At 65.2% G+C, this 23,080-nt stretch carries 19 protein-coding genes and 1 pseudogene; 11 read left to right on the forward strand and 9 right to left on the reverse strand.

Annotated features, from left to right (window positions below; all coding sequences use genetic code 11):
- Positions 1-139 precede the first annotated feature (139 nt).
- Complete coding sequence (locus IVB41_RS30795) at positions 140-1,006, forward strand: DUF3280 domain-containing protein (protein WP_247286957.1); 867 nt, start codon at positions 140-142, stop codon at positions 1,004-1,006.
- A gap of 13 nt (positions 1,007-1,019) precedes the next feature.
- Here the strand turns inward: IVB41_RS30795 and IVB41_RS30800 are convergent, their stop codons facing one another.
- From IVB41_RS30800 to IVB41_RS30810, 3 genes are read right to left on the reverse strand one after another with little or no spacing between them, the layout of a single operon-like run.
- A complete protein-coding gene (locus tag IVB41_RS30800; protein ID WP_247437982.1) occupies positions 1,020-2,051 on the reverse strand; it encodes an L-idonate 5-dehydrogenase in 1,032 nt (343 codons plus the stop codon).
- A gap of 26 nt (positions 2,052-2,077) precedes the next feature.
- Positions 2,078-2,845, reverse strand: coding sequence for an SDR family oxidoreductase (locus tag IVB41_RS30805; protein ID WP_247286955.1), 768 nt, complete (start codon positions 2,843-2,845; stop codon positions 2,078-2,080).
- Positions 2,846-2,857: 12 nt separating this feature from the next.
- Positions 2,858-4,057: a mandelate racemase/muconate lactonizing enzyme family protein gene (locus IVB41_RS30810; protein WP_007603145.1), complete on the reverse strand. Its 1,200-nt coding sequence runs from the start codon at positions 4,055-4,057 to the stop codon at positions 2,858-2,860.
- Between the two features lie 180 nt (positions 4,058-4,237).
- Between IVB41_RS30810 and IVB41_RS30815 the strand changes: the two genes are divergently transcribed.
- Together IVB41_RS30815 and IVB41_RS30820 are read left to right on the forward strand one after the other, a co-directional pair.
- Positions 4,238-5,002 (forward strand): GntR family transcriptional regulator, encoded by a 765-nt coding sequence (locus tag IVB41_RS30815; RefSeq protein WP_027567412.1) that lies wholly within the window; start codon positions 4,238-4,240, stop codon positions 5,000-5,002.
- Positions 5,003-5,027: 25 nt separating this feature from the next.
- Positions 5,028-6,392 (forward strand): MFS transporter, encoded by a 1,365-nt coding sequence (locus tag IVB41_RS30820; RefSeq protein WP_027567411.1) that lies wholly within the window; start codon positions 5,028-5,030, stop codon positions 6,390-6,392.
- A gap of 8 nt (positions 6,393-6,400) precedes the next feature.
- On the opposite strand, the gene IVB41_RS30825 is transcribed toward IVB41_RS30820, so the two are convergent.
- From IVB41_RS30825 to IVB41_RS30835, 3 genes and pseudogenes are all read right to left on the reverse strand, one after another.
- Positions 6,401-7,651, reverse strand: coding sequence for an arsenic transporter (locus tag IVB41_RS30825; protein ID WP_247396900.1), 1,251 nt, complete (start codon positions 7,649-7,651; stop codon positions 6,401-6,403).
- 24 nt (positions 7,652-7,675) lie between these two features.
- Positions 7,676-8,959 (reverse strand): annotated as a pseudogene (locus IVB41_RS30830) (MFS transporter).
- Positions 8,960-9,213: 254 nt separating this feature from the next.
- The gene (locus IVB41_RS30835; protein ID WP_247437987.1) at positions 9,214-11,691 is read right to left on the reverse strand and encodes a PAS domain S-box protein; all 2,478 of its coding nucleotides are present in this window, start codon (positions 11,689-11,691) and stop codon (positions 9,214-9,216) included.
- A 215-nt stretch (positions 11,692-11,906) separates the two neighbouring features.
- On the opposite strand from IVB41_RS30835, the gene IVB41_RS30840 reads away from it, so the two are divergent.
- The 4 genes from IVB41_RS30840 (at position 11,907) to IVB41_RS30855 (ending at position 16,503) form a co-directional block, all read left to right on the forward strand.
- Positions 11,907-12,977 carry a putative zinc-binding metallopeptidase gene (locus IVB41_RS30840; protein WP_247437989.1) on the forward strand — a complete coding sequence of 357 codons (1,071 nt, stop codon included), beginning with the start codon at positions 11,907-11,909 and terminating at the stop codon, positions 12,975-12,977.
- Between the two features lie 184 nt (positions 12,978-13,161).
- Complete coding sequence (locus IVB41_RS30845) at positions 13,162-15,177, forward strand: acetyl/propionyl/methylcrotonyl-CoA carboxylase subunit alpha (protein ID WP_247437991.1); 2,016 nt, start codon at positions 13,162-13,164, stop codon at positions 15,175-15,177.
- 163 nt (positions 15,178-15,340) lie between these two features.
- Positions 15,341-16,207, forward strand: coding sequence for an oxaloacetate decarboxylase (locus tag IVB41_RS30850; protein ID WP_247437993.1), 867 nt, complete (start codon positions 15,341-15,343; stop codon positions 16,205-16,207).
- Positions 16,204-16,503, forward strand: coding sequence for an acylphosphatase (locus IVB41_RS30855; RefSeq protein WP_247396934.1), 300 nt, complete (start codon positions 16,204-16,206; stop codon positions 16,501-16,503). Before IVB41_RS30850 ends, IVB41_RS30855 begins: the two co-directional genes overlap by 4 nt.
- An 8-nt stretch (positions 16,504-16,511) precedes the next feature.
- Here the strand turns inward: IVB41_RS30855 and IVB41_RS30860 are convergent, their stop codons facing one another.
- On the reverse strand, positions 16,512-18,032 hold the full coding sequence (locus IVB41_RS30860) for a PAS domain-containing sensor histidine kinase (protein ID WP_247437995.1): 1,521 nt from the start codon (positions 18,030-18,032) through the stop codon (positions 16,512-16,514).
- 152 nt (positions 18,033-18,184) lie between these two features.
- Between IVB41_RS30860 and IVB41_RS30865 the strand changes: the two genes are divergently transcribed.
- The 3 genes from IVB41_RS30865 to IVB41_RS30875 are packed head-to-tail and all read left to right on the forward strand — an operon-like array spanning position 18,185 to position 20,857.
- Entirely contained in the window at positions 18,185-18,742 is a 558-nt protein-coding gene (locus IVB41_RS30865; RefSeq protein WP_247286936.1) for a GbsR/MarR family transcriptional regulator, read from the forward strand.
- Positions 18,743-18,758: 16 nt separating this feature from the next.
- A complete protein-coding gene (locus IVB41_RS30870) occupies positions 18,759-19,424 on the forward strand; it encodes a DUF4166 domain-containing protein (RefSeq protein ID WP_247437997.1) in 666 nt (221 codons plus the stop codon).
- The gene (locus tag IVB41_RS30875) at positions 19,421-20,857 is read left to right on the forward strand and encodes a TIGR01777 family oxidoreductase (RefSeq protein WP_247437999.1); all 1,437 of its coding nucleotides are present in this window, start codon (positions 19,421-19,423) and stop codon (positions 20,855-20,857) included. The genes IVB41_RS30870 and IVB41_RS30875 overlap by 4 nt, the downstream gene beginning before the upstream one ends.
- 12 nt (positions 20,858-20,869) lie before the next feature.
- Here IVB41_RS30875 and IVB41_RS30880 read toward each other — a convergent pair whose 3' ends face one another.
- Complete coding sequence (locus IVB41_RS30880) at positions 20,870-21,724, reverse strand: LysR substrate-binding domain-containing protein (protein WP_247438000.1); 855 nt, start codon at positions 21,722-21,724, stop codon at positions 20,870-20,872.
- Between the two features lie 112 nt (positions 21,725-21,836).
- On the opposite strand from IVB41_RS30880, the gene IVB41_RS30885 reads away from it, so the two are divergent.
- Positions 21,837-22,259: a 4-oxalocrotonate tautomerase family protein gene (locus IVB41_RS30885; RefSeq protein ID WP_027567400.1), complete on the forward strand. Its 423-nt coding sequence runs from the start codon at positions 21,837-21,839 to the stop codon at positions 22,257-22,259.
- 61 nt (positions 22,260-22,320) lie between these two features.
- Here IVB41_RS30885 and IVB41_RS30890 read toward each other — a convergent pair whose 3' ends face one another.
- Positions 22,321-23,034, reverse strand: a complete 714-nt coding sequence (locus IVB41_RS30890) for a DNA helicase (RefSeq protein ID WP_247361751.1) — start codon at positions 23,032-23,034, stop codon at positions 22,321-22,323.
- Positions 23,035-23,080 lie beyond the last annotated feature (46 nt).

The raw sequence follows: 23,080 nt of genomic DNA on the forward strand, positions 1-23,080 counted from the left end.
CGCATCCGGCGCAAAGCCGCCAGGCGCCAGTGCGGTGCACCGTCGTGAAATTTTCCCGGCCATCGCCGGGACCGGCACCGCTGCATGTCCTGATTGCGCCGTCCAGATTGGCGCGCCGCTCCGTCATACGAGGCACATTATGCACCTGCGCCGGTTGATCCTCTCAGTCTGTCTCCTCGTCGTCCTTCCGGTGTCTTATGCGCTGGCCGGCGCCGAGACCGCCATCGGCATCGCCATGGACGATTTCAGTTATACCGATACGTCAGCAGAGCCCGCCAACCAGACCGCCGCCCACGAGCGACGGCTGGCGGCCTTCATGGCCGCGCTCCGGCAAGATATCGGCGGAGATCGGCGCTACCGGCTCGTGCCGTCGGCCCAGGACGGCGCGGCGTTCAAGGTGATCGGCGGCATCCAGAAGACGAGCACGCTGGTGCAATGGGCCAAGATCGCCGTGATCGACGTCGGCGGCAGGAAGGTCGTGATGGACAAGCTCTACACCTTCCGGGGCGACAATGATGAATCATGGGAGCGCGCCGAGATCTTCGTGTCGCGCGAGATCATGGCCGCGCTCGCCACGCCTGCGCCGATTGCCATGGCCGTCTTCGATTTCGAGCTAGAGGATACGACCGCCGCTTCGGCTGGCGCGCCGGCCACATCGGATGCGTCATATCTGGCCGAGGTCACCGGCAGCGTGCGCGAGGCGCTGGGTCAATCCGGCCGTTACCGCATCGTCGATGTCGGCGGCGAGGCGCTGAAGGCGCGTGCGTTGCGCGACTGCGACGGCTGCGAGGCGGCGATTGCGCAGAAGCTCGGCGCGGACCAATCGCTGATCGGCGTGGTGCGGCGGGTCAGCCGCACCGAATACACGCTGGGCTTCCAGGTGCGCGACGCCAGGACCGGCGCGGTGCTCGCACGCGGCGACAGCGGCCTGCGCCTGGGCGCGGACTATTCGTGGAAACGAGGCGCGGTGCGGCTGGTCAGCGACCGGTTGATCGAGATCCAATAGCAGCGGTCCTCGCTCAGAACGTCAGCTGCACCTTCATCGACTGCGAGCGGTCGCTGGCGAGCTCGAACGCTGCGACCGCGTTCTCGAACGGCATGGTCGCCGTGATCAGCGGCTTCACGTCGATCAGGCCGTCACCCATCAGCCGCACCGCCAGCTCGAACTCGGGATCGAAGCGGAAGGTGCCGCGCAGCTGCAATTCCTTGGCGACGATGGAGTTGATCGGCAGCGTCATCTCGCCGCCGAGGCCGAGCTGCACCAGTATGGCACCGGGCCTCAGCACGTCGAGTGCGGTGCGCAGTGCGGCCTGGTTGCCCGAGGCTTCGAACAGAGTATCGAACACACCTTTACCGGTCCGCCAGGGATCGAGCGCCATGGCATCGGCCGCGACATTGATGGCGTGAGTGGCGCCAAGCTTCCTGGCGACGGCAAGCGGCGCGTCGGCAACATCTGTCACGACGATCTCGGCGGCGCCGCCGAAGCGTGAGACCAAAATCATCAGCGCGCCGATCGGGCCGCAGCCGGTGATCAGCACGCGCTTGCCGAGCAGGGGCCCGGCCTGCTTGCCGGCATGCAGGCACACCGCGAGCGGTTCGGCGACCGCGGCTTCCGCCAGCGACAGCTTGTCGGCGATCGGAATGGCCTGCGCCGCATCGACCGTGATGAATTCGCGAAAGCCGCCCTGCACATGGGGAAAGCGCATCGCGCTGCCGAGGAAGCGCATGTCGAGGCACTGGTTGCGCATACCCTCCTGGCAATGCAGGCACTGGCCGCACGGCTTGCTGGGATTGACCGCGACGCGGGTGCCCGGCTTCACGTTCGCGACGCCGTCACCGATGGCTGCGACCACGCCGGCGATCTCGTGCCCCAGCGCCATCGGCTGCTGGATGCGCACGACACCAAAGCCGCCGTGATGATAGTAGTGCAGATCGGACCCGCAGATGCCGCCGTTCGCGATCTTGACGCGGACTTCACCCCGACCGGGCGCTGCATCCGGATAGCTATCGATCCGCAGATCTTTCGGTGCGTGGATGACGACGGCGCGCATGGTTGGCTCCCTCAGCGTTTCGCGGCTCACATCGCAGCGATCATGCCGCCATCGACATAGATGATCTGGCCGTTGACATAGGTCGAGGCATCCGACGCCAGGAAGATCGCTGCGCCCACCAGCTCGTCCGGTCGGCCCCAGCGCTTGGAGGGGACGCGGCCCATCAGCCAATTGTTGAAATCGGTATTGTTGACCAGCGCCTCGTTCATGTCGGTCAGCATGTAGCCGGGGCCGATCGCGTTGGCCTGGATGCCGTGCTGGGCCCATTCCACCGCCATCGAGCGGGTCAGGTTCTTGATGCCGCCCTTGGCAGCGGTGTAGGGCGCAATCGTGGGACGCGCGAGCTCGCTGCCGAGCGAGCCGATATTGATGATCTTGCCGTGCTTGCGCGGGATCATGCGCTTGGCCGCCTCGCGGCCGATCACGAAGGCGCTGGTGAGGTTGGTCTCGATCACCTTGCGCCACTCGTCGGTGGTGAACTCCACCAGCGGCTTGCGGTGCTGGATGCCGGCATTGTTGACGAGGATGTCGACGGCGATGCCCTTGTTGTCGAAGTCGTTGAAAGCGGCGACGATCGCGGGCTCGTCGGTGACGTTGAAGGCGGCGCCTTCGGCCTGGTGGCCGGCGGCGCGAAACTCGGCGACGGCCTGCTCGACGCGCTTGGGATCGACGCCGTTGATGATCAGCCTGGCGCCGGCCTTGGCCATGCCTTCGGCGATGGCGCGGCCGAGGCCGCGGGAGGAGCCGGTCACGAGCGCGGTGCGGCCGGAAAGGTCGAAGAGGGCGGTGCTCATCTCAAAAGATCCTCAGACGTTGGAACGGCGCACGGTCAGATCGGAGCGGTCGAATACGGCGGGCAGAAGGTCGACGCCCAGCCCGGGGCCTTCCATCGGATAGACAAAACCGTCCTTGATCGTGGGCATGGTGGTCACGAGCTCATTGTACCAGCCCTTGTAGAAGGCGCGCACCGATTCCTGGATCAGCGTGTTGGGCTGGCTGAACGACATGTGGATGGCGGCGATGAAGCCGATCGGGCCGATGCAGTCGTGCGGCGCGAAGGGCCGGTGATAGGTCTCGGCCATCGCCGCGATCTTGCGGCCTTCGGTGAGGCCGCCGGTCCAGCACAGATCCGCCATCACCACGTGCATGGCGTCGCGGTCGAGCATGTCCTTGTAGGGAAAGCGCGAGCCGAGCGTCTCGCTGGCGCAGACCCAAACGTCGGTGCAGCGGGCGTATTCGGCCAGCGCCTGCGGCGAGTTCATCCGGATCGGGTCTTCGTACCAGGTTGGCTTGTAGGGCTCGAGCGCGCGCGCGATCTGTTTGGCGGTCGGCAGGTTCCAGAGCGAGTGAAGCTCGACCATGATCTCCATCTTGTCGCCGACCGCTTTTCGGATCTTCTCGAACGGCTCGATCGCCTGCTTCATCTGCGCGGCGGAGATGTAGAGACCCTTGTTCTCCTGCGCCGCGGGATCGAACGGCCAGATCTTCATGGCGGAGATGCCGCTCTCCAGCAGGTTTTCGGCGAGCGCATCGGCGTTGTTCATGAAGCCGTCGAGGTCTTCGTAGGGCCCCTTGGAGCCACCGAGATTCCAATTCGCGACCGGGCTGATATTGGTGGAGCGGACATATTGGGTGCCGGCGCAGGTGTTGTAGATGCGCTGCTTGTCGCGGCAGAGGCCGCCGAGCATCTGGTGTACCGGCTGATTGCAGACCTTGCCGAACAGGTCCCAAAGCGCGATGTCGATTGCCGAAGCCGCGCGATATTCGACGCCGGTGGACGACTGCGCCATCGGCAGGTTCAGCATGTCGCGATGGATCGCTTCGATGTGCAGCGGATTGCGGCCGAGCAGGCGGCCGGCAAAGGTGTCGTGGATCTGGGCTTCAACTGCGCCGGCGCCGTAGAAGGTTTCGCCGAGACCGATCATGCCCGTGTCGGTGTGGACGCGCACCCAGATGACGTTGGAGAATTCTTCGGTGCGCAGCGTCTCGATCGACGTGATCTTCACGGCAATACTCCTCCCATCGCAGGCGCGCGCAGCGCCGTCTTGTTGTCATTCTGCACCGCAGCATGGTGCGGGCACGCGCGGAGTCTTACGCTCGCTTGTAATATATCACAACATGTTTTAGGGATATCACCAACTAGGCGCCGCTCTGCAACGACGGCGCGGGCCGAGGGGAGAGACGACATGGCAACGCGCAAGCGCGCGCTCGAGGTGGTGAGGAACGACGACGGCGAGGGCAAGCCCTCCCGGCGCAACCGTCTCAACTTCTTCGAGCTCGCTTATCAGAGGATCGAAGAGCTGCTCGTCCATTGCGAGCTCAAGCCCGGCCAGTTCATGACGATGCTGGAATTGCAGCACATCACCGGGTTCGGCCGTACGCCGGTGCATCACGCCGTCAATCGTCTCTCCGCCGATACATTGATCATCATCCGTCCGCGCCACGGTCTGCGCATTGCGCCGATCGATCTGGCACGCGAACGCATGCTGCTGGCCTTGCGCCGCGACATGGAGCGCTTCGTGATCCGGCTTGCGGCCGATCGCGCCAGCCTCTCGCACCGCAATCAGGCGCTGCACATCGAGCGACTTTTGCGCGAGCGCCGCGCCAGTCTGACCCTCGACGAGTTCAATCATATCGACCGCCGCATCGACGCGCTGGTGCTGGAGGCGGCAGGCGAACCGTTTCTGGTGCACACGCTGCGCCCGTTGCACACGCTGTACCGGCGCATCGGCTACATCCACCACCGGTTCATGCCGGGACAGGCCGAGCTGTCAGGAACAATCGATCATCATCTGGCTATTCTTAATGCGGTTGCCAATCGTCGTGTCGAGGACGCGGTGAAGGCGAGCGATGCACTGATCGACTACATGGGCGAGATGTTCACCGGCATGGAGGTCGGGATCGACCCGCGCCTGCTCGATTGCAGCATCGAGCCGCTGCTTGGCACGTAAGAGAGTTTTGAAGAGAGGACCAAAGATGTCGACGATGGCGATGCCACAACCGACCGCGAGCGAAGCCGCGGTCCGCTATCTCATCACGAACTACAGTCCCAAGGGCAACAAGGTCGGCTGGCTGATGATGGCCTCGATCCTGGTCGAAGCCTGGGACCTCTATTCGATCGCCTTCGTGCTGATCTTCATCAAGGAGCAGTTCAATCCCGATCCGCTGATGCTGGGCCTGGCCGCGGCCGGTACGCAAGGCGGCGCCATGATCGGCGCACTGCTCGGCGGCTGGCTCTCCGACAAGATCGGCCGCCGCGTCATGTTCCTGGTGACGATGGTATTGTTCATCGTGCTGGCGCTGGCGCAGGCCTTCGTGCCCAGCGTCGGCTGGCTCGTCGTGATCCGCTTCCTGCTCGGCATTCCGCTCGGTTCGGACATCTCGACCGGCTACACCTACATCATGGAATCCATGGCCAAGGGTGAGCGCGAAGTCATGGGCAACCGCTGGCAGTTCATGTTCGCGGTCGGCGAAGTCCTGACGATCGGCGTCATCGTGATCTTCCTGCTGCTCGACATTCACCACGAGACGCTGTGGCGGGTGACGCTCGGCCTCGGCGCGCTGCCGGCGCTGATCATCCTGATCATGCGGCACGACGTGCCCGAGACGGCGGTGTGGCTGGTGCAGAAGGGACGCTACCGCGAGGCCAAGCAGGTGGCGCGCGAGATGTTCAACGACGATCTCGCCATGCTGCCGGACCATGACGTGGAGGTGCCCAAGGTCTCCACCCGCGCATTCCTCGCCGACCTCAAGAAGGATCCGATCCGCTGGCGCGCCACGATCTACGGCTGGATCGCCTGCTTCGCGCAAGCTAGCGAGTTCTCGACCTTCGCGTTCTATCTGCCGGTGCTCTTTGTGATGGTCGGCGTGTCGAGCGTGCTCGGCATCAATCTGGTGACGATGGCGCTGTTCTCCTTCGCCGCCGTATCGGGCTGGGTCGGTCCGCTGCTGACGCCGAAGATCGGCCATCGCGGTATCTCGATCGCGGGCTTCTCGATCGTGCTGGTCTCGCTGCTGGTCGCCGCCTTCGCGCTCTACACCGACAACAAGATCCTGCTGCCGTTCGCGGCTGCCGCGATGCTGTGGGGCCATTATTGGGATGCGTCGAACTGCATGACGATCCCGACTATGGTCGCCAAGCCGAAATATCGCGGCACCGCCAGCGGCTTCGCCTACATGTTCGTGAAGCTGCCGTCGTTCCTGGCGATCTTCCTGTTCCCGACGGTGTTCGCTGCGATCGGGCAGGCGAATGCGACGCTGATGGTCGCGATCTTCCCGCTGATCGGATTGCTCGCCGCGATCTTCATCCTGCCGGAAGTCTACGGCTACGAGAACGACTGATCTCGCAACTACCTGATCGCGGCAGCCAATGCCGCGATCAGAGCGGGCGGCGTCACCAGCAGTCCGAGCTTCAGGAACGGCCAGGCGCCGACTTCGATCTTCTCCCGCCGCAGCGCCACCAGCCACAGGATGGTCGCGAGCGAACCGGTCACCGACAAATTAGGCCCGAGATCGACGCCGATCAGGATGGCGCTCACGACCGGCGCGGGCAAATGATCGCTGGCGGCGACTGAGCCTGCAACGAGGCCGACGGGAAGATTGTTGGCGATGTTGTCGGCGATCGCGCTGGCGATGCCGACGCTCCAGGCCGCCTTCGTCACGGATTGACCGACGGCTTCGTGCAGCAGCGCGCTGAGCTGCCCGATCACGCCGGTCTTGATCAGCGCTTCCACCATCACGAACAGCCCGCCGACCAGCGGTAGTACGCTCCAGGAGACGCCGCGCAGCACGGGTAGCGGCGATTGCCGGCTGAGCAGCAGCACGATGGCGGCCGTCGCCACGCCGCAGACGAAGGTCGGCAGGCCCAATTGCTTGTCCAGCGCGGAGGCGGTGACCAGCACGATGCCGATCGCCACGATGCCGATGGCCGTCAGCTTGCCGCCGCGGCCGAGCTTTGGATGCGGCACGCTGCGCGCGATCGTCTCTTCCTTCAGGGCGCGGTGCTGGGTCAGCCGCAGCACGACATAGGTCAGCAGGATCGAGGCCGCCGAGGGCAGGGCGAACAGGCGCAGCCATTCGGTGAGCTCGGGCATATGCGCCCCGAACACGACGAGATTGGCCGGGTTGGAGATCGGCAACACGAAGCTTGCGGCGTTGGCGATGAAGGCGCAGACGAACAGATAAGGCAGCGGCTTGGCGCCGGCCGCGCGCGTCGCGGCATAGACGGCGGGCGTCAGCACGATCGCGGTGGCGTCGTTCGAGAGCAGCACGGTGACGAGCGTGCCGACGATGTAGATCAGCAGGAACAGCCGCTGCGGCGAGCCGCCTGCATATTCCACGGCGAGCGCTGCGAGATAGTCGAACAGGCCTTCGAGCCGCGCCAGCTCGGCGATCAGCATCATGCCGATCAGGAAAAGATAGACATCGACGCCTTTCTCGATGCCCGTGAGCGCATCCCGCCACGGCAGCAAGCCGAGCAGCACCAGTGCGCCGGCGCCGATAACGGCCCAGATCGCCTCCGGCAGGCGAAAGGGCCGTATGATGACGCCTGCGGTCGCGGCGACGATGATGCTCCAGGCCAGGATGGCGTCAGACGGCACGGTCGATCCTTGAGATGTGTCGGTTCATTCGGCAGCGATAGCCGAAGCCACCGCCGCTGTCTTCCCCCGGGGGCGCGGACCGCCATCTGCGATTTGCCGCGTCTCGGGTAGCGCGACAAAACAGACGGCGGCGCCGATTGCGGCCACCGCGCCAAGCGTGATGAAGGCCGCACTGTAGCCCGCGCCAACCACGACAAAGCCGGCGAGCGTCTTCGACAGCGCCGCCCCGATGCTCTGGGCGGTGATGATGGCGCCTTGCGCGACGTTGAACCGGCCGGTGTTGCGCATGAGGTCGGCGACGATGACGGGAAAGATCGCGCCAAAAATGCCGGCGCCGAAGCCGTCGAGAAGCTGCACGCCGACCAGCCAGAACGGATTGTCCGAAAGCGTGTAGAGCGCTCCCCGGAGCGGCAGGATCAGGAGCGCGGCTAGGAAGAAGCGCTTGTGGCCCCAGCGGTCGGCCTTCGCGCCCACCAGCATCGCGAACGGCACCATCACCAATTGCGCCGCGACGATGCAGGCCGACATCAGGCTGGTGCCCATGTTCTTGTCTTGCAAGGCGAGCTTTTGGCCGACCAGCGGCAGCATCGCGGCGTTGGAGAGATGAAAGAGCAGGACGCAGATCGCAAACACCAGCAGAGGACGGCATGTCAGGAGTACGCTGAGAGCGCAGGCACGTTCAGGCTGCTCGTCCGCATCGGCGTCGTCGAGCCCGCGGGCAAGATCGTCATCGATGGCGCGGGCGGGGATTGCGAGGATGCTGACGAGGCTCGCGATCGCCATGGCGCCGAGAAGGTAGAACACGACAGTCGGTCCGAACCAATAGGCGGAGAGACCTGCGAGCCCGGCCGCGACAGCATTGCCGGCGTGATTGAGCGTCTCGTTGCGGCCGATCCGCCGGGTGAAGGCGGCATGGCCGAAGATGCCGAGCGAGACCGCGGCGATCGCCGGCGGAAACACCACGGCGGCGGCCTGCGCGATGCCTTGGGAGATCGCGACCGGCATGAAGCCGGGAAACAACGGCAGCGACAGCGAGGCGATCGTGACCATAATCGCGGCGATCACCATCACCAGCCGCTTGGACCGCGTCGCATCGACCGGCGCGCCGGCCGGCGTCTGCGCCACGATGCCCGCGATCGTCGCAATCGACATGACGAGGCCGATGCGCGCCTCGTCCCACCGCTACATAGACGGCGAGATAAGGCCCGAGCCCGTCGCGGACGTCGGCGAGAAAAAATTCGCTGCATCCAACGCGCGGCCGGCACGCCTCGCCTGATCGGGGCCTTGATCGCGATTCTGGCTCGACATCGGTCCCTCGATCAAGGCTCAAATTCACCCCGGCAGCAACCGTTGTGATGCCGCCCTGGTTCCGCGCATCGGAGGGCTCCTCAAAAGTCGATTGCCGGCAGCACCGCGCCGGCGCCAGCGTGGTGGGGCCGAGTTTCAGCCGATGAATATCCGATGGGATGCCATTCAGCGGTCGTTATGCGGGCAACCGCACCCTAACATCCCGCCGTCGTCCCGGCCTGCGCCGGGATGACGTAGCGTTCTTGGATTTACACTCACCGCGTCACCGATGGCTTTGCCGTGATCGCCTTGCGCAGGATGCGCGACAGCAATTCCACCGAATACGGCTTCTGGATCAGCTCGAATCCGCGATCGGCGTTCTCGGCGAGAACGTTGCTGTAACCAGAGGTGAGCACGACGGGCAGGCCTGGATAGCGTTCGCGGATGATGCCGGCGAGCTCGACGCCGTTCATGCCGGGCATGATGACGTCCGAGAAGACGAGGTCGACGGCGAACTCGTTCTCGCCGAGGATGGCGAGCGCCGCATTGGCGTTGGCGGCGCGGCGGACGACATAGCCGAGGTCTTCCAGCAGCTCCGTGGAGAAGCGGCCGACCTCGTCGTCGTCTTCCACCACGAGCACGCGATAGCCGCGGCCGGTGGCCGCGGCCTCATAGGTCAGCGCCGCGGCTTCCTGAGCTGTCGCGGGGCTTTGCGCCCGCGGCAGATAGATGGTGAAGGTAGCGCCTTCACCATGCGTGCTCGTCACGGCGATGTCGCCCTCGGACTGCTTTGCGAAACCGAAGGCCTGGCTCAGGCCGAGGCCGGTGCCCTTGCCGACCTCCTTGGTGGTGAAGAACGGCTCGAAGATCGCCTCGATGTTTTCGGGCGCGATACCGCTGCCAGTGTCGGCGACCGAGATCGCGACATAGTCGCCGCCGCGCGCCGATTGCGCGCGCAGGTTAGGGATGCCCTGGACTTTGCGGACCGCAATGGTGAGACGGCCTTCGCCGTCCATCGCGTCGCGGGCGTTGATGGCGAGGTTGATCAGCGCGGTCTCGAATTGCGCGATATCGGCGACCGTGAAGCAGTCGCCATCGTGAACCTCCACCGCGATTTCAATGCGGCCACCGACCAGCGGCCGGACCAGTTGCGCGACGCCTTCAACCTGGCTGCCGACGTTGAAGATCTGCGGTTTCAGCGGCTGCCGGCGCGCAAACGCCAGCAACTGGGCGGTCAGCTTGGAGGCACGTTCGACGGTGTCGGAGATGGCATCGACATAGCGGCGGCGGCGCTCCTCCGGCAGCTCGCGGCGGCGCAGGAAATCGGTGGCCGAGCGGATGATGGTGAGCAGATTGTTGAAGTCGTGCGCGACGCCGCCGGTGAGCTGGCCGATCGCCTCCATCTTTTGCGATTGCCGCAACGCTTCCTCGCCGCGGCGGCGCTCGGTGATGTCGACTGCCTCGGGCACTGCGCCGGTGATGTTGCCGTGGCGGTCGAGCACCGGGCGCATGCCGAACTCGAAATCGCGCTCGCCGATGGGAAGGCGCAGGCGCATCTCCAGCCGCACGGCTTCGCCCTTGAGCACGGTGTCGAAGGCCTCGCGCACCCGCGCATTCATGCCCTCCGTCGTGCTGAACCAGGGCGTCTGCCACAACGGCTTTCCAATCACGTCCGCAGGGCTCGCCTTGATGGCGTCGAGCACGGTCGTGTTGGCGTAAAGCAGCTCGCCCCTGAGATTGACGAGGCCCTGGTATTGGTTGCTGGTCTCCAGGATCGCGCGCAGCCGCGCCTCGTTGGATTCGAGCTCGGCGGTGCGCTCGACGATGCGCTCTTCCAGCGTCTCGTTGAGCTGCCGCAGCTCGATTTCGGCCTGCTTGGCCACCGTGATGTCATGGGCCACGCCGATGAAGCCGATATGCCTGCCGGTCGGGTCCCAGCGCGGCTGCGATTCCGAACGCAGCCAGCGCCATTCGCCGTCGGCGTTCTTGTAGCGGGCTTCCAGCACGAACGGCTTGAGCGATGCTTCACCCTGGACGGACTGCTGCAGCACATGCGGCAGGTCGTCCGGATGCAGCACCTTGCGCCAGTCGAAGGAGATGGCCTGGTCATAGGGCAGGCCGACGAAATCGACATAGGCCTGGTTGGCGAAGGACCGCGTGCGGTCGAGCTTGGTGACCCAGATCGGCACCGGCGCGCTGTCGGCGATCAGCCGGAAGCGCTCCTCGCTCTCGCGCAGGGTCTCGCGCACCAGCATCTGGTCGGTGACGTCGATATGGGCGCCGACGAGGCGGAGGGCACGGCCGCCACCGTCGCGCTCGATCTTGGCGACGACTCGGATCCAGCGGGTCTCGCTGTCGCTGGGACGGATGATGCGGTATTCGGCGGTGTAGTCCTCGCTGCTGCCGGACAGCGCATCGATGAAGTGCTTCACCGTAGCGTCCCGGTCGTCCGGATGAATGCGATTGATCCAGTCCTCGTGCGACTCGTCGGCGGCTTCCGGCGGCAGGCCGTGGAGCATCAGATATTCCGGCGAACGGCGGTTCTTGAAGCCTTCGCGGAAGTCGACTTCGAGACCGCCGACCTTGCCGATGCGCTGGATGCGCGCAAGCTCAGCTTCGCGTTCCTGGAGCGCGCGATAGGCGTTGTCGCGCTCGCGCGCGACGTCTTCCAGGTGCTGGCGCAGCCTTTCGGCGGCGATGGTCTCGGGCAAAGGATCGTTCAAGGCGTTGGCCGGGGTGATGCGAGAGCGCACGTGGCGGACGGATATTCACACAGACGAAGCGTGATGGCCATTGCCCAAAGGGTATATGGAAGGAAAGACGTCGCCGAATGCAGTGTGGTGGGCATGAAAGAACGCCGGGTCTGGCTATTTGTTCCGAACCTTGGAACGATGAGCCCTCCGCGCGCGTATCCGCGAGGCGCCGCAACTTTCATTCATAAAAACTTGCTTTCCGAAGAGGCTAAATCTTGAAGCTTTTTGTCTGCCAGGCCTGCGGCAACGTCATCTATTTCGAGAACCGCGCCTGCGAGCGCTGCGGCCACCGCGTCGCGTTCCTGCCGGAGAAGGAGACGATGTCGGCGATCGAGCCCGACGGAGAGGCCTGGAAGACGCTGGCGACCAAGGGCGAAAGCCGCATGCTGTGCAGCAATGCCGAGCATGATGCCTGCAACTGGCTGACGGACGCGGGTGATACCACCGGCTATTGCCGCGCCTGCCGCCATAACGGCGTCGTGCCGGACTTGTCGGATCCGGCGCAACTCGCCGGCTGGCGCGAGCTGGAGATGGCGAAGCACCGGCTGTTCTATTCCCTGATCCGCTGGAAGCTGCCGCTCCAGACCCGGCAGGACAATCCCGAACATGGCCTGATCTTCAATTTCCTCGCCGACGATCCGCAGAGCGGGCAGAAGGTCCTGACCGGTCACGACAACGGCCTGATCACGATCGCCCTGACCGAGGCCGACGACATCGAGCGCGAGCGGCGCAGGCTGGAGATGGGCGAGCCCTACCGGACGCTGCTCGGGCATTTCCGCCACGAGGTCGGGCACTATTTCTGGGACGTGCTGGTGCGCGACGGCGGCAAGCTGGACGAATGCCGTGCCGTGTTCGGCGACGATTCCGCCGATTACGGCCAGGCCTTGCAGCGCCACTATGCCGAAGGCGCCCCGCCGGACTGGCAGCAGAACTACGTTTCTGCCTACGCGACGACGCATCCGTGGGAGGATTTCGCCGAGACCTGGGCGCACTATCTTCACATCGTCGACACCCTGGAGATGGCCAGCGAGTTTGGCATGGAGGTGCGCCCCAAGGTCGATCGCGACGGGGAGTTGACGACGCGCATCCGCTTCAACCCTTACGAAGCAAGGGAAGTCGAGGCGATCGTCAACGCATGGCTGCCCTTCACCTTCGCCATGAACAGCGTCAACCGCGCCATGGGCATGCGCGACCTCTATCCGTTCATCCTCTCGCCGGTCGTCGTCGAGAAGCTCGGCTTCATTCACGGCCTGGTCCGGAATGTGGGCAAGGCCGGGAAGCCGTAGGCCGCCCAGGGGCCCGCCAGGCCCGTTTCGGTCTAGCTTTGGTCTCGCGCTGGTACGCCAGAGGACCCGGATTTTGACCGTTGCCTCCGGCCTATTTTGATGTACCACGGGAGCCACACGGCCCGTCCCATAGGCTCCAACGGCCAGGGAAGGGTCCCGCCCAAGGTCGAGACTCAAGAAAAGCATGTTCAAACGCATTCTGATCGCCAATCGCGGCGAAATCGCCTGCCGGGTCATCAAGACCGCTCGCCGCATGGGAGTTCAGACGGTCGCGGTCTATTCCGAGGCCGACCGCGACGCCCTCCATGTCGAGATGGCCGACGAGGCCGTGCTGATCGGCCCGCCGGCTGCGGCCGAGAGCTATCTGGTGATCGAGAAGATCGTAGAGGCCTGCCGCAAGACCGGCGCCGAGGCCGTGCATCCCGGTTACGGCTTCCTGTCCGAGCGTGAGGCGTTTCCGCGCGCGCTGGAGGCGGCCGGCATCGTCTTCATCGGCCCCAACCCGGGCGCGATCGCGGCGATGGGCGACAAGATCGAATCCAAGAAGGCCGCCGCGAAGGCGAAAGTCTCGACCGTGCCCGGCTATCTCGGCGTCATCGAGGACGCCACGCACGCGGTCAAGATCGCCGACGAGATCGGTTATCCCGTGATGATCAAGGCCTCCGCCGGCGGCGGCGGCAAGGGCATGCGCATCGCGCATTCGACCTCCGAGGTCGCAGAGGGTTTCAACCTCGCCAAGGCCGAGGCCAAGGCCTCGTTCGGCGACGACCGGGTCTTCATTGAAAAGTTCATCGTCGACCCCCGCCATATCGAGATCCAGCTGCTGGGCGACAAGCACGGCAACGTGATCTATCTCGGCGAGCGCGAATGCTCGATCCAGCGCCGCAACCAGAAGGTCATCGAGGAAGCGCCGTCGCCGCTGCTCGACGAAGCCACCCGCCGCAAGATGGGCGAGCAGGCGGTCGCGCTCGCCAAGGCCGTGAATTACGATTCTGCCGGCACCGTCGAATTCGTCGCGGGTCAGGACAAGAGCTTCTACTTCCTGGAGATGAACACGCGCCTGCAGGTCGAGCATCCCGTCACCGAGCTCGTCACCGGCGTCGACCTCGTCGAGCAGATGCTCCGCGTCGCCGCCGGCGAGAAGCTCGCGATCACGCAGAAGGACGTCACGCTGACGGGCTGGGCAGTGGAGTCGCGCCTCTACGCCGAAGACCCGTTCCGCAACTTCCTGCCCTCGATCGGGCGCCTGGTGAAATACCGACCGCCGGCGGAAGCGAGCCAGGACGGCATCACCGTGCGCAACGACACCGGCGTGCAGGAGGGCGGCGAAATCTCGATCCATTACGATCCGATGATCGCCAAGCTCGTCACCCACGCGCCGTCGCGCGCTGCCGCGATCGAGGCGCAGGCCACCGCGCTGGACTCGTTCTATGTGGACGGTATCCGCCACAACATCCCGTTCCTGTCGGCACTGATGCATCATCCGCGCTGGCGCGAAGGCCGGCTTTCGACCGGCTTCATCGCCGAGGAATTCCCCAAGGGCTTTGCCGTGCGCGTGCCGGAGGGCGAGGTCGCACGGCGGCTTGCCGCGGTTGGCGCCGCCATCGATCACGTGCTGGGCGAGCGCAAGCGGCAGATCTCGGGTCAGATGGGCGGCCGCATCGTGCAACGCGAGCGTCGCCGTGCGGTCTGGCTCGACCGCCAGGAGATCCTGCTGGAGGTCGCGCGCGAGGGCGAGGCGGTCGCGGTGCGTTTCGTCGATGCCGACGGCAAGGCCGGCAATCCGCATCTGTTGCAGTCGGCGTGGAAGCCGGGCGATCCGGTCTGGCAGGGCAGCATCGACGGCCACGTCGTGGCGGTGCAGGTGCGCCCGATCGCGAACGGCATCCGCCTTGCGCATCAGGGCGTCGAGGTGCCGGTCTATGTCTGGACCGAAGCGGAAGCTGCCTCGGCGCGGCTGATGCCGGTGACCACGGCTGCCGACACCGGCAAGAAGCTGCTTTGTCCGATGCCCGGCCTCGTGGTCTCGATCGCGGTGACCGAAGGGCAGGAAGTCAAGGCCGGCGAGACGCTCGCGGTGGTTGAAGCCATGAAGATGCAGAACGTTCTGCGCGCCGAGCAGGACGGCACGGTGAAGAAGATCCACGCCAGCGCCGGCGCGACGCTCGCGGTGGACGCGCTGATTTTGGAATTTGCGTAACGTCATTGCGAGGAGCCACCGGGTCCGCCCGAAGCGCGGCCCTATGACAGGCTCCGCGACGAAGCAATCCAGTCTGTCTCTGCGGATGCATTTCTGGATTGCTTCGCTTCGCTCGCAATGACGGAGTATGCTGCGGCCTCCGTGACCTAACAGAGACATCACCATGGCCTTTCGTTCCCGCCGCGAAAAACTGCGCTCGATCCTGTCGGGCGGGATTTGCGTCCATCCCGGCTCGGTCTACGACGCCATCTCGATCCGCATCGCAGAGGATCTCGGTTTTCCGCTCGGCATGTTCGGCGGCTCGGTGGCTTCGCTCGCGGTGCTCGGCGACCCCGACATCACGCTGATCACGCTCACCGAGCTTGCCGAGCAGATGCGGCGGATGTCGCGTGCGGCGGGACTTCCGGTGCTGGTCGATGCCGATCACGGCTATGGCAACGCGCTCAACGTGCGCCGCACGGTGCAGGAGCTGGAGACGGCGGGTGCCGCCGGCCTCACCATCGAGGACACGCTGCTGCCGGCTGGCTTCGGCGAAGCGAAGACGCAGCTGATCTCGCTGGAGGAGGGCGTCGGCAAGATGAAGGCGGCACTCGACGGCCGCGGTGATCCCTCGCTCGTCATCATGGGCCGCACCGGTGCGGCCTCGATCACCTCGATCGAGGATGCGATCCGCCGCGCCAGGGCCTATGAAGCTGCCGGCGTCGACGCTCTGTTCTTCACCGGCATCAAGTCGCGCGCCGAGCTCGAGGCCATCGCATCCGCCACGCGCCTGCCGATCGTGCTCGGCGGCGCGCCGGAGGAGTTGAACGTGCTCGAATACCTCGCTGGCCAGCGCGTGCGCATCGCACTTCAGGGCCATGCGCCGATCGCGGCCGCAACGCAGGCGGTCTACGAGACGCAGAAGGCGCTGCGCGACGGCACTGCGCCCAAGAATCTCAAAGGCCTTCCGTCGTCGGACTTGACCAGCCGGCTCACGCGCGAGGCCGACGTCAAGGCGCGCAGCGCCCTTGTCCTCGGACTGACAAAATGAGCCAGGCGATCCTCCAGGTCATGATCCGCGGCCGCGTGCAGGGCGTCGGCTATCGTGCCTGGCTCGAGCATCAGGCGACGACCTGCGGTCTCGAAGGCTGGGTCCGCAACCGCCGCGACGGCAGTGTCGAAGCGCTGTTCGCAGGGCCGCCGAAGCACGTCGCCGACATGGTGGCGCTGTGCCGCCACGGCCCGCCGTCCTCGCGCGTCGACAGCGTCACCAGCGAGACGGCCGACGTCGATGAGCTGAACTTGCGCCGGGCAGGCGAGGCGTTCTCGGTGTTGCCGACGGTGTAGCTAAGGAATCACCGCGGCAGCTTGGCGATCGCTTCGCTCAATTCGTGGATCTCGTACGGCTTGCGCAGGATCGGGAAATCGCCGCGCACGCCTGCGGCGACTTCGCTGTAGCCGGTGGCGAGCAGGATCGGCAGGCCGGGACGGATCTGGCGGAGGTGATGGGCGAGGCTGAGCCCGTCCATCTTGCCGGGCATGACGATATCCGAGAACACGAAGTCGACGCCGTTCTTCTCGATCTCGCTCAAGGCGGCTTCGGCGTCCGCGACGCGACGCACCTGATAGCCGAGCTGCTCCAGAAGACCGATGCTGACGGCGGCGACGTCCGGATTGTCCTCGACCAGCAGCACCGTGCCGCTGCCTTGGAACGCCGGTTCTCCCGCCGCCTCGCGCGATGGCTCGTCTTCTCCGCGCGGCAGGAGGATGGTGAAGGTCGTGCCCTTGCCGAGCGCGCTCGCGACCCGGATCGTGCCGCCGGCCTGATGGGCGAAGCCGTGCACCTGGGAGAGACCGAGGCCGGTGCCCTTTCCGATCGGCTTGGTCGTGAAGAACGGCTCGAAGATCTTGTCGAGAACGTCGGAGGGAATGCCAAGGCCGGTATCGCTGACGTCGATCGCGATGAATTCGCCCACGAGGGGGTCCTCGTCGAGCACGAGATTGCGCGCTGCGATCGTCACCGTGCCGCCGTCGGGCATCGCGTCGCGGGCATTGATGACGAGGTTGAGCAGCGCGGTCTCGAGCTCGGAAACGTCGGTCCTGATCGGCCAGACGTCGCCGCTGACGTCGAAAGCCAGGCGCACGGAGCTGCCGACGCCGGCATCGAGCACCTCGCGAATCGCCGCGATGCGATCGGCGAAGTCGATCGCCTGCGGATTGACGCTCTGCCGCCGTGCGAAGGTGAGGAGCTGGTTGGTTAGCGCCGCGCCGCGCCTGGTGGCGGTCTCGATGGCCGAGATCGCGCGCTGAAGCTTGGCTTCGTCGTCGGCCCCTCGCTTCAGCATGTGGAGGCTGCCGCTGATGATCATCAGGAGATTGTTGAAGTCGTGGGCGACCCCGCCGGTGAGTTGGCCGAGCGCATCGAATTTCTGGGATTCGGCGAGCTGCTTCTGCATCGCCTCGATCTTGATCTGGGTATTGCGGCGCTCGGTGATGTCGCGTGTGATCTTGGCGAAGCCCACCAGCTTGCCGTCCTCGTAGATGGGATCGATCACGACGCTCGCCCAGAAGAAGGTGCCGTCCTTGCGGACGCGCCAGCCTTCCTCCTCGTAGCGGCCCTTGTCCCGCGCGATGCCGAGCGCACGGGCGGGCTTGCCGTTGGCGCGGTCCGTCTCGGTGTAAAAACGGGAAAAGTGCTGGCCGAGGATCTCCCCGGGCGAATAGCCCTTGATGCGCTCGCCGCCGATGTTCCAACTGGTGATGATCCCGGTGGGATCCAGCATGTAGAGGGCGTAGTCCGCGACCCCTTCAACCAACAGGCGGAAACTGCGTTCACTCTCGAACAAGTCTCTCTGCTGACTGAACTTCTCGACCATTCCCGGACCCTGCCTTAACGGGAGCAAACGCCGCAGATGGCGGATTGTTCCCCGAGTTTGGAACCTTTTTAGGCAATATTGCGAGCCCGTATGCAGCACGCAAGCCAGCGGATGCTCTTGACAGCCGATCCTATCCGTCAGATATTTCGGTTATGACAGAAACAACCGGAAGAAAGAAACTCCCAGCCGCCGTCGAGCGCTTCATCCTGCATTGGGGTGACATGGGAGACGAGTGGGGCGTCAATCGCTCGGTCAGCCAGATCCACGGGCTGCTCTATCTGGCCGAGGCACCGATGACGGCCGAGGACATCGCCGACACCCTCGGCATGGCCCGCTCCAACGTCTCCAACTCGCTCAAGGAGCTGCTTGCCTGGAACTTGATCCGGCGCGTCCCGATTCTCGGCGATCGCCGCGACCATTACGAGGCCGAGACCGACATTTGGGAGGTTGCGGCCAGGATCGCGGCGCGGCGCAAGGAGCGGGAGCTTGATCCGGCGATCACAGCGCTCAGAGCCTGCGTGTCCGATGCCGCCGACGATCCGACCATCAATCCGGTCGCGAGCAAACGGCTGAAGGAGATGCTCGCCTTCACCGAGCTCGCCGACCACTGGTTCATGCAGATGCTGAAGGTGCCGCGGCCGCGGCTGGCCGCCCTGATGCGGCTTGGTGAGAAGATCGCCAATCTGCTGCCGCTGGGCAAGGCCAAATAGGTTTGAGGAGGGTGCGATGACGTCGGCGAGATTATCAGGCTCCAACGCGTCGACCTTCGCTCACACGAAACTGCTCGACGATCGCCGTTTCCGTGCGCTGCTGTCGGATGAGGATTGGGGCCGGCTGCCGCTGGCGACCTGGCGACGTTTTTCGAAGCGCGTCGCCGACGGCGACAGCGTCGTCTATGTCGGTGTGGTCGATGAGGTCGGCTTCAGCGACATCGGCTGGTGGTTCGCCCAAGCCGTGCGCCTGATCGGCGGTCCGCTGCCGACCGGGCGCGACACCGGCGTCCCCATCATCGTCACGGTGACCGAAGACGCCGGAGGCGGCGGCCAGACCTGGACCCGCATCTGCGCGCGCAAGCGCGGCTTTCCGCAAGTGATCCATTCCGCCAAACGTTTTGCCGGCCCGACCGGGCTGGAAGAATATGTCGGCTTCGGCGTCTCGATGGCGCTCCGCATCGCGGTCGAGGACCAAGCGCTGACGTTTCGCAGCGCCGGCTACGGGCTCCAGTTTGGGCGCCTGTGGATTCCCCTGCCGCGATGGCTGACGCCGGGCGAACTCACGGTGACACACAGCGATCTCGGCGAGGGCGCCTTCCGCTTTACCCTCGATGTCATTCATCCGCGTTACGGCGCGCTGATCCACCAGTCCGCAATGTTCAGGGAGGCCGTGTCATGACACAGCTCATGTGGACGCTCATCGCCATCCAGATCGTGATGGGCGTGTTCGACACCTTCTATCACCACGAATTCACCGAGCGCCTGGCCTGGCGTCCGTCGCAGCGTTTCGAATTGAAGCTGCACGGCATTCGCAACATGCTTTATGCGCTGCTGTTCCTCGTGCTCGGCTGGCTCGAAGTCCATGGCGCGCTGGCGCTGCTGATCGTCGCGGTGCTGGTCGCCGAGATCGTCATCACGCTGATGGATTTCGTCGAGGAGGATCTCAGCCGAAAACTGCCGCCGAGCGAGCGGGTCAATCACACGCTGCTCGCGATCAATTACGGCGCCATCCTGGTGTTGCTGTTGCCGGTGCTGATCGATTGGGCCACGCAGCCCCTCGGCGTGATGGTCGTGTATCAGGGCCTGCTCAGCATTGCCGCGACGGCGTGTGCGGTCGGCGCCGCGCTGTGCGGTGTCAGGGATTTTGCGGCGATGCGCCGGCTCGGCCGCATGAGAAGCGCTCCCGCGCACGGGCTCGTCGAAAAGCTGTCCGACCGCAAGACGGTGCTGATATCAGGCGCCACCGGCTTCATCGGCAGCCGCCTCGCCGCGAGCCTCAGCGGAGCAGGGCATCACGTCATTGCGCTGATCCGCAATCCCGCCAAGGCCGAGATGCTGCCGCCGCCGGTCACTTTGATCACGAGCCTCGATCAGATCGCCTCGGACGCGCCTGTCGACGCTGTCGTCAATCTCGCCGGCGAGCCGATCGGCAACGGCCTGTGGACCGAGGCGAAGCGCGCAAAGATTCTCGGCTCGCGCATCGACATGACCGGCGAGATCGTCAAGCTGATCGCGCGGCTCGAACGCAAGCCCGAGGTGCTCGTCAGCGGCTCTGCGATCGGCTGGTATGGCCTGTGGGCCGACCAGGTGCTGACGGAATCGGCGAAGTCGCACGCCTGCTTCAGCCACGAGCTGTGTGCGGCCTGGGAGGCGGCGGCGCGGCCGGCGGAGGATCTCGGCGTCCGCGTGGTCAATTTGCGCATCGGCCTCGTGCTCGGCACCGAAGGCGGCTTCGTCACGCGCTTGCTGACGCCGTTCGAGTTCGGGCTCGGCGGTCCCATCGGCAACGGGCGGCAGTGGATGTCCTGGATCGAGCGCGACGATCTGATCCGGCTGATCGCCTATGTGATGGCGACGCCCGATCTCGCCGGCCCCGTCAACGCCACCGCGCCGATCCCCGTCACCAACGCAAAGTTCAGCGAGGAGCTAGGCCGCCGTCTGCATCGGCCCGCGGTGTTCCGGATTCCTGGCGGCCTGCTGCGCCGGATCGGCGGCGGTTTCGCCGACGAGCTCCTGCTCGGCGGTCAGCGCGTGCTGCCCAACAAGGCGCTAAGCCGCGGTTTTGTGTTCCGGCACGAGACGCTGCGCAGTGCGTTCGAAGCAATCTTGTAAAGCCGTGCGGCGTCAGATCGCCGCCACGCTCCGGAACGTTGCCGCGACTGCGCGCAGCGCCGCCAGCTTGGCGGGATCGCTGACCTTCGAATGTAACATCACCTTCGAGCTGCCGAGTTTCGGCAGCTTGTGGGTCGGCCCGATGTCGACCAGCCCGGGGGGCGCGATCCGTCGCGCCAGCGGCGCGATTGCAAGCCCGGCGAGCGCGGCTGCAACCACGGCGGTGACGCCGCCGCCGACGAAGCGCTCACGCCATTTCAGGCCAGCCTTATCGAGCGCGCGCACGGCGATGGCGCGGACCCCACAGGGCGGGGCGAGCGTCGCGAGCGGCAAGGGCTGCCCCTTTGGCACCGTGAAGCGTCGTGACGCGAACCAGCCGAACTCGTCCTCGGCCAGCTTCTCGCCGCCGCGCCGGCTGCCTTCCTGGCGCACGATCACCGCATCCAGTTGGCCCGAATCATAGGCCTCCTGCATCTCGCGGGAGAAGCCGATGGTGACGGCGAGCGTGAGGTTCGAGGACATCGCATGCAGCCGTTCGAGCAGCGGTACCAACTCCGGGCCCGCGGCATGGTCGGAGATGCCGAGCGAGAGCGACTGCGTGACTGACCCCTCGCCCGACAGCGCGCAATCATGCGCCGCGATGAGCGCGCGGGCGCGCTCGAGGAACGCTGCGCCATCCGCGGTAAGACGGACCGCGCGCGGCGAGCGCTCGACGAGACGTTTTCCCAGCAGCGTCTCCAGCCGTTGCAGCTTGAGGCTGACGGCCGCCTGGGTCGTGCCGAGCGCTTCGGCGGTCCGCGTAAAGCTCTGGAGGTCGGCAACCAGCAGGAAGGCCTGGACGGTGGCGATGTCGAGCGTTGCTGTCATTATTATCTCTTATCACTGGTATCAACAGAGATAAGATACCAAAATGTCGAGGGCGGGTCTAGCTTCTCACCAACGCCGCGCAACACCTGCGCGACATCCGAGGAGAACGACCATGCCGCTGATCACCGTGTCCTACACCACCTCCCGCCAGTCGCCCTCGCTGAAGGCCGACATCGCGAGCGCCGTGTCCGAGCTCACCGCAAAAATCCTGCACAAGGATCCTGAGGTCACGGCCATCATCGTGAAGTCGGTGGAGGCGGCCGACTGGTTCGCCGGCGGCAAGTCGCTCGCAGAGCAAAAGCTCGCGAGCTACTGGATCGACATCCACGTCAGCGAAGGCACCAACACCAAGGACGAGAAGGCCGCCTATCTCGCCGCGATGTTCCAGCGCATGGCCGGGATCCTGGGCCCGCTGCATCACGAGACCTATCTGCATGTCGACGAGGTCAAGGGCGATGCCTACGGCTTTGGCGGCCTGACCCAGGAGCGGCGCTACGTCGCCGGCAAGCTCGAGGTTTCGCCGGAGAAGGCGTGAAACCGCGGACCGCGGGTGAACGATCTCACCCGCGGCCTGAACCGGTTGAGCCTCCTGATCGTCAGCTCGCTATGCGAAACTGAACTTCGTCCTTGTTCAGGAAACAGGTCTTGTCGAACAGCTTCAGGTCGAGCGGGTTCGGCAGCCTGACATCGTCCAGGTCAGGGCAGGGCTTGAGCGAGGGATCATAGGAACGGTCGATCTGCGAGATGAAGACGACAATCAATCCCTTGTCGCGCGCGAATGATTTCAACGCGCGCACCTGAACGGAAAGGTCGGGATTTTCCCGCCGCTGGTCGAGCAGTTGCAGATAGTCGATCACCACGACGGTGCCGCGCGGTGCTGCGGCCATCTGCTTGACGACGTGGTCGGCACTGATGGCGTCGGAGCAATCGACCTCGAAGAGTTTTTCGAATTGCGCCAGGTCCACGCCGATCGCCCGAAAGCGATCGAAGACGTCTTTCTCGGTGTATTCCAGCGAGAAGAACGCGGCGCGATGGCCTGACCGCATCGCCTCCACGGCAAGCTCCAGGCTCATCAGGGTTTTGCCCTGGCCGGGACGCGCGCCAACCAGCACCAGGTCCCCCGGTTGGAATTGCGGGAAAAGCCGGTTGGCCGGCGTCGCTGCGGCAGCTTTCGCCGCGAGCATGCTCCATGCGGAAAAGCCTTCCGTCGCGGCGATGCGGTCGAGCGCATCGTGCAGCGGAATGCCTTCCTCGCGGGACAGGCGCTTCGCTCTTCGCTTCAGATGATAAATGGGTGCAGACAGTCTCATCGCAAAAACCTCCCATTGCGAGCTGAAACGCAACCCCTCCTTATGC

The sequence above is a fragment of the Bradyrhizobium sp. 44 genome, from assembly GCF_023073095.1.
GTDB lineage: Bacteria > Pseudomonadota > Alphaproteobacteria > Rhizobiales > Xanthobacteraceae > Bradyrhizobium.

Bases quoted from the DNA above. Each gene is read 5' to 3' on its own strand.
- IVB41_RS30795 (WP_247286957.1), top strand. From the start codon at position 140: ATGCACCTGCGCCGGTTGATCCTCTCAGTCTGTCTCCTCGTCGTCCTT.
- IVB41_RS30800 (WP_247437982.1), bottom strand. From the start codon at position 2,051: ATGCGCGCCGTCGTCATCCACGCACCGAAAGATCTGCGGATCGATAGC.
- IVB41_RS30805 (WP_247286955.1), bottom strand. From the start codon at position 2,845: ATGAGCACCGCCCTCTTCGACCTTTCCGGCCGCACCGCGCTCGTGACC.
- IVB41_RS30815 (WP_027567412.1), top strand. From the start codon at position 4,238: ATGGCAACGCGCAAGCGCGCGCTCGAGGTGGTGAGGAACGACGACGGC.
- IVB41_RS30820 (WP_027567411.1), top strand. From the start codon at position 5,028: ATGTCGACGATGGCGATGCCACAACCGACCGCGAGCGAAGCCGCGGTC.
- IVB41_RS30845 (WP_247437991.1), top strand. From the start codon at position 13,162: ATGTTCAAACGCATTCTGATCGCCAATCGCGGCGAAATCGCCTGCCGG.
- IVB41_RS30850 (WP_247437993.1), top strand. From the start codon at position 15,341: ATGGCCTTTCGTTCCCGCCGCGAAAAACTGCGCTCGATCCTGTCGGGC.
- IVB41_RS30855 (WP_247396934.1), top strand. From the start codon at position 16,204: ATGAGCCAGGCGATCCTCCAGGTCATGATCCGCGGCCGCGTGCAGGGC.
- IVB41_RS30860 (WP_247437995.1), bottom strand. From the start codon at position 18,032: ATGGTCGAGAAGTTCAGTCAGCAGAGAGACTTGTTCGAGAGTGAACGC.
- IVB41_RS30865 (WP_247286936.1), top strand. From the start codon at position 18,185: ATGACAGAAACAACCGGAAGAAAGAAACTCCCAGCCGCCGTCGAGCGC.
- IVB41_RS30870 (WP_247437997.1), top strand. From the start codon at position 18,759: ATGACGTCGGCGAGATTATCAGGCTCCAACGCGTCGACCTTCGCTCAC.
- IVB41_RS30875 (WP_247437999.1), top strand. From the start codon at position 19,421: ATGACACAGCTCATGTGGACGCTCATCGCCATCCAGATCGTGATGGGC.
- IVB41_RS30880 (WP_247438000.1), bottom strand. From the start codon at position 21,724: ATGACAGCAACGCTCGACATCGCCACCGTCCAGGCCTTCCTGCTGGTT.
- IVB41_RS30885 (WP_027567400.1), top strand. From the start codon at position 21,837: ATGCCGCTGATCACCGTGTCCTACACCACCTCCCGCCAGTCGCCCTCG.
- IVB41_RS30890 (WP_247361751.1), bottom strand. From the start codon at position 23,034: ATGAGACTGTCTGCACCCATTTATCATCTGAAGCGAAGAGCGAAGCGC.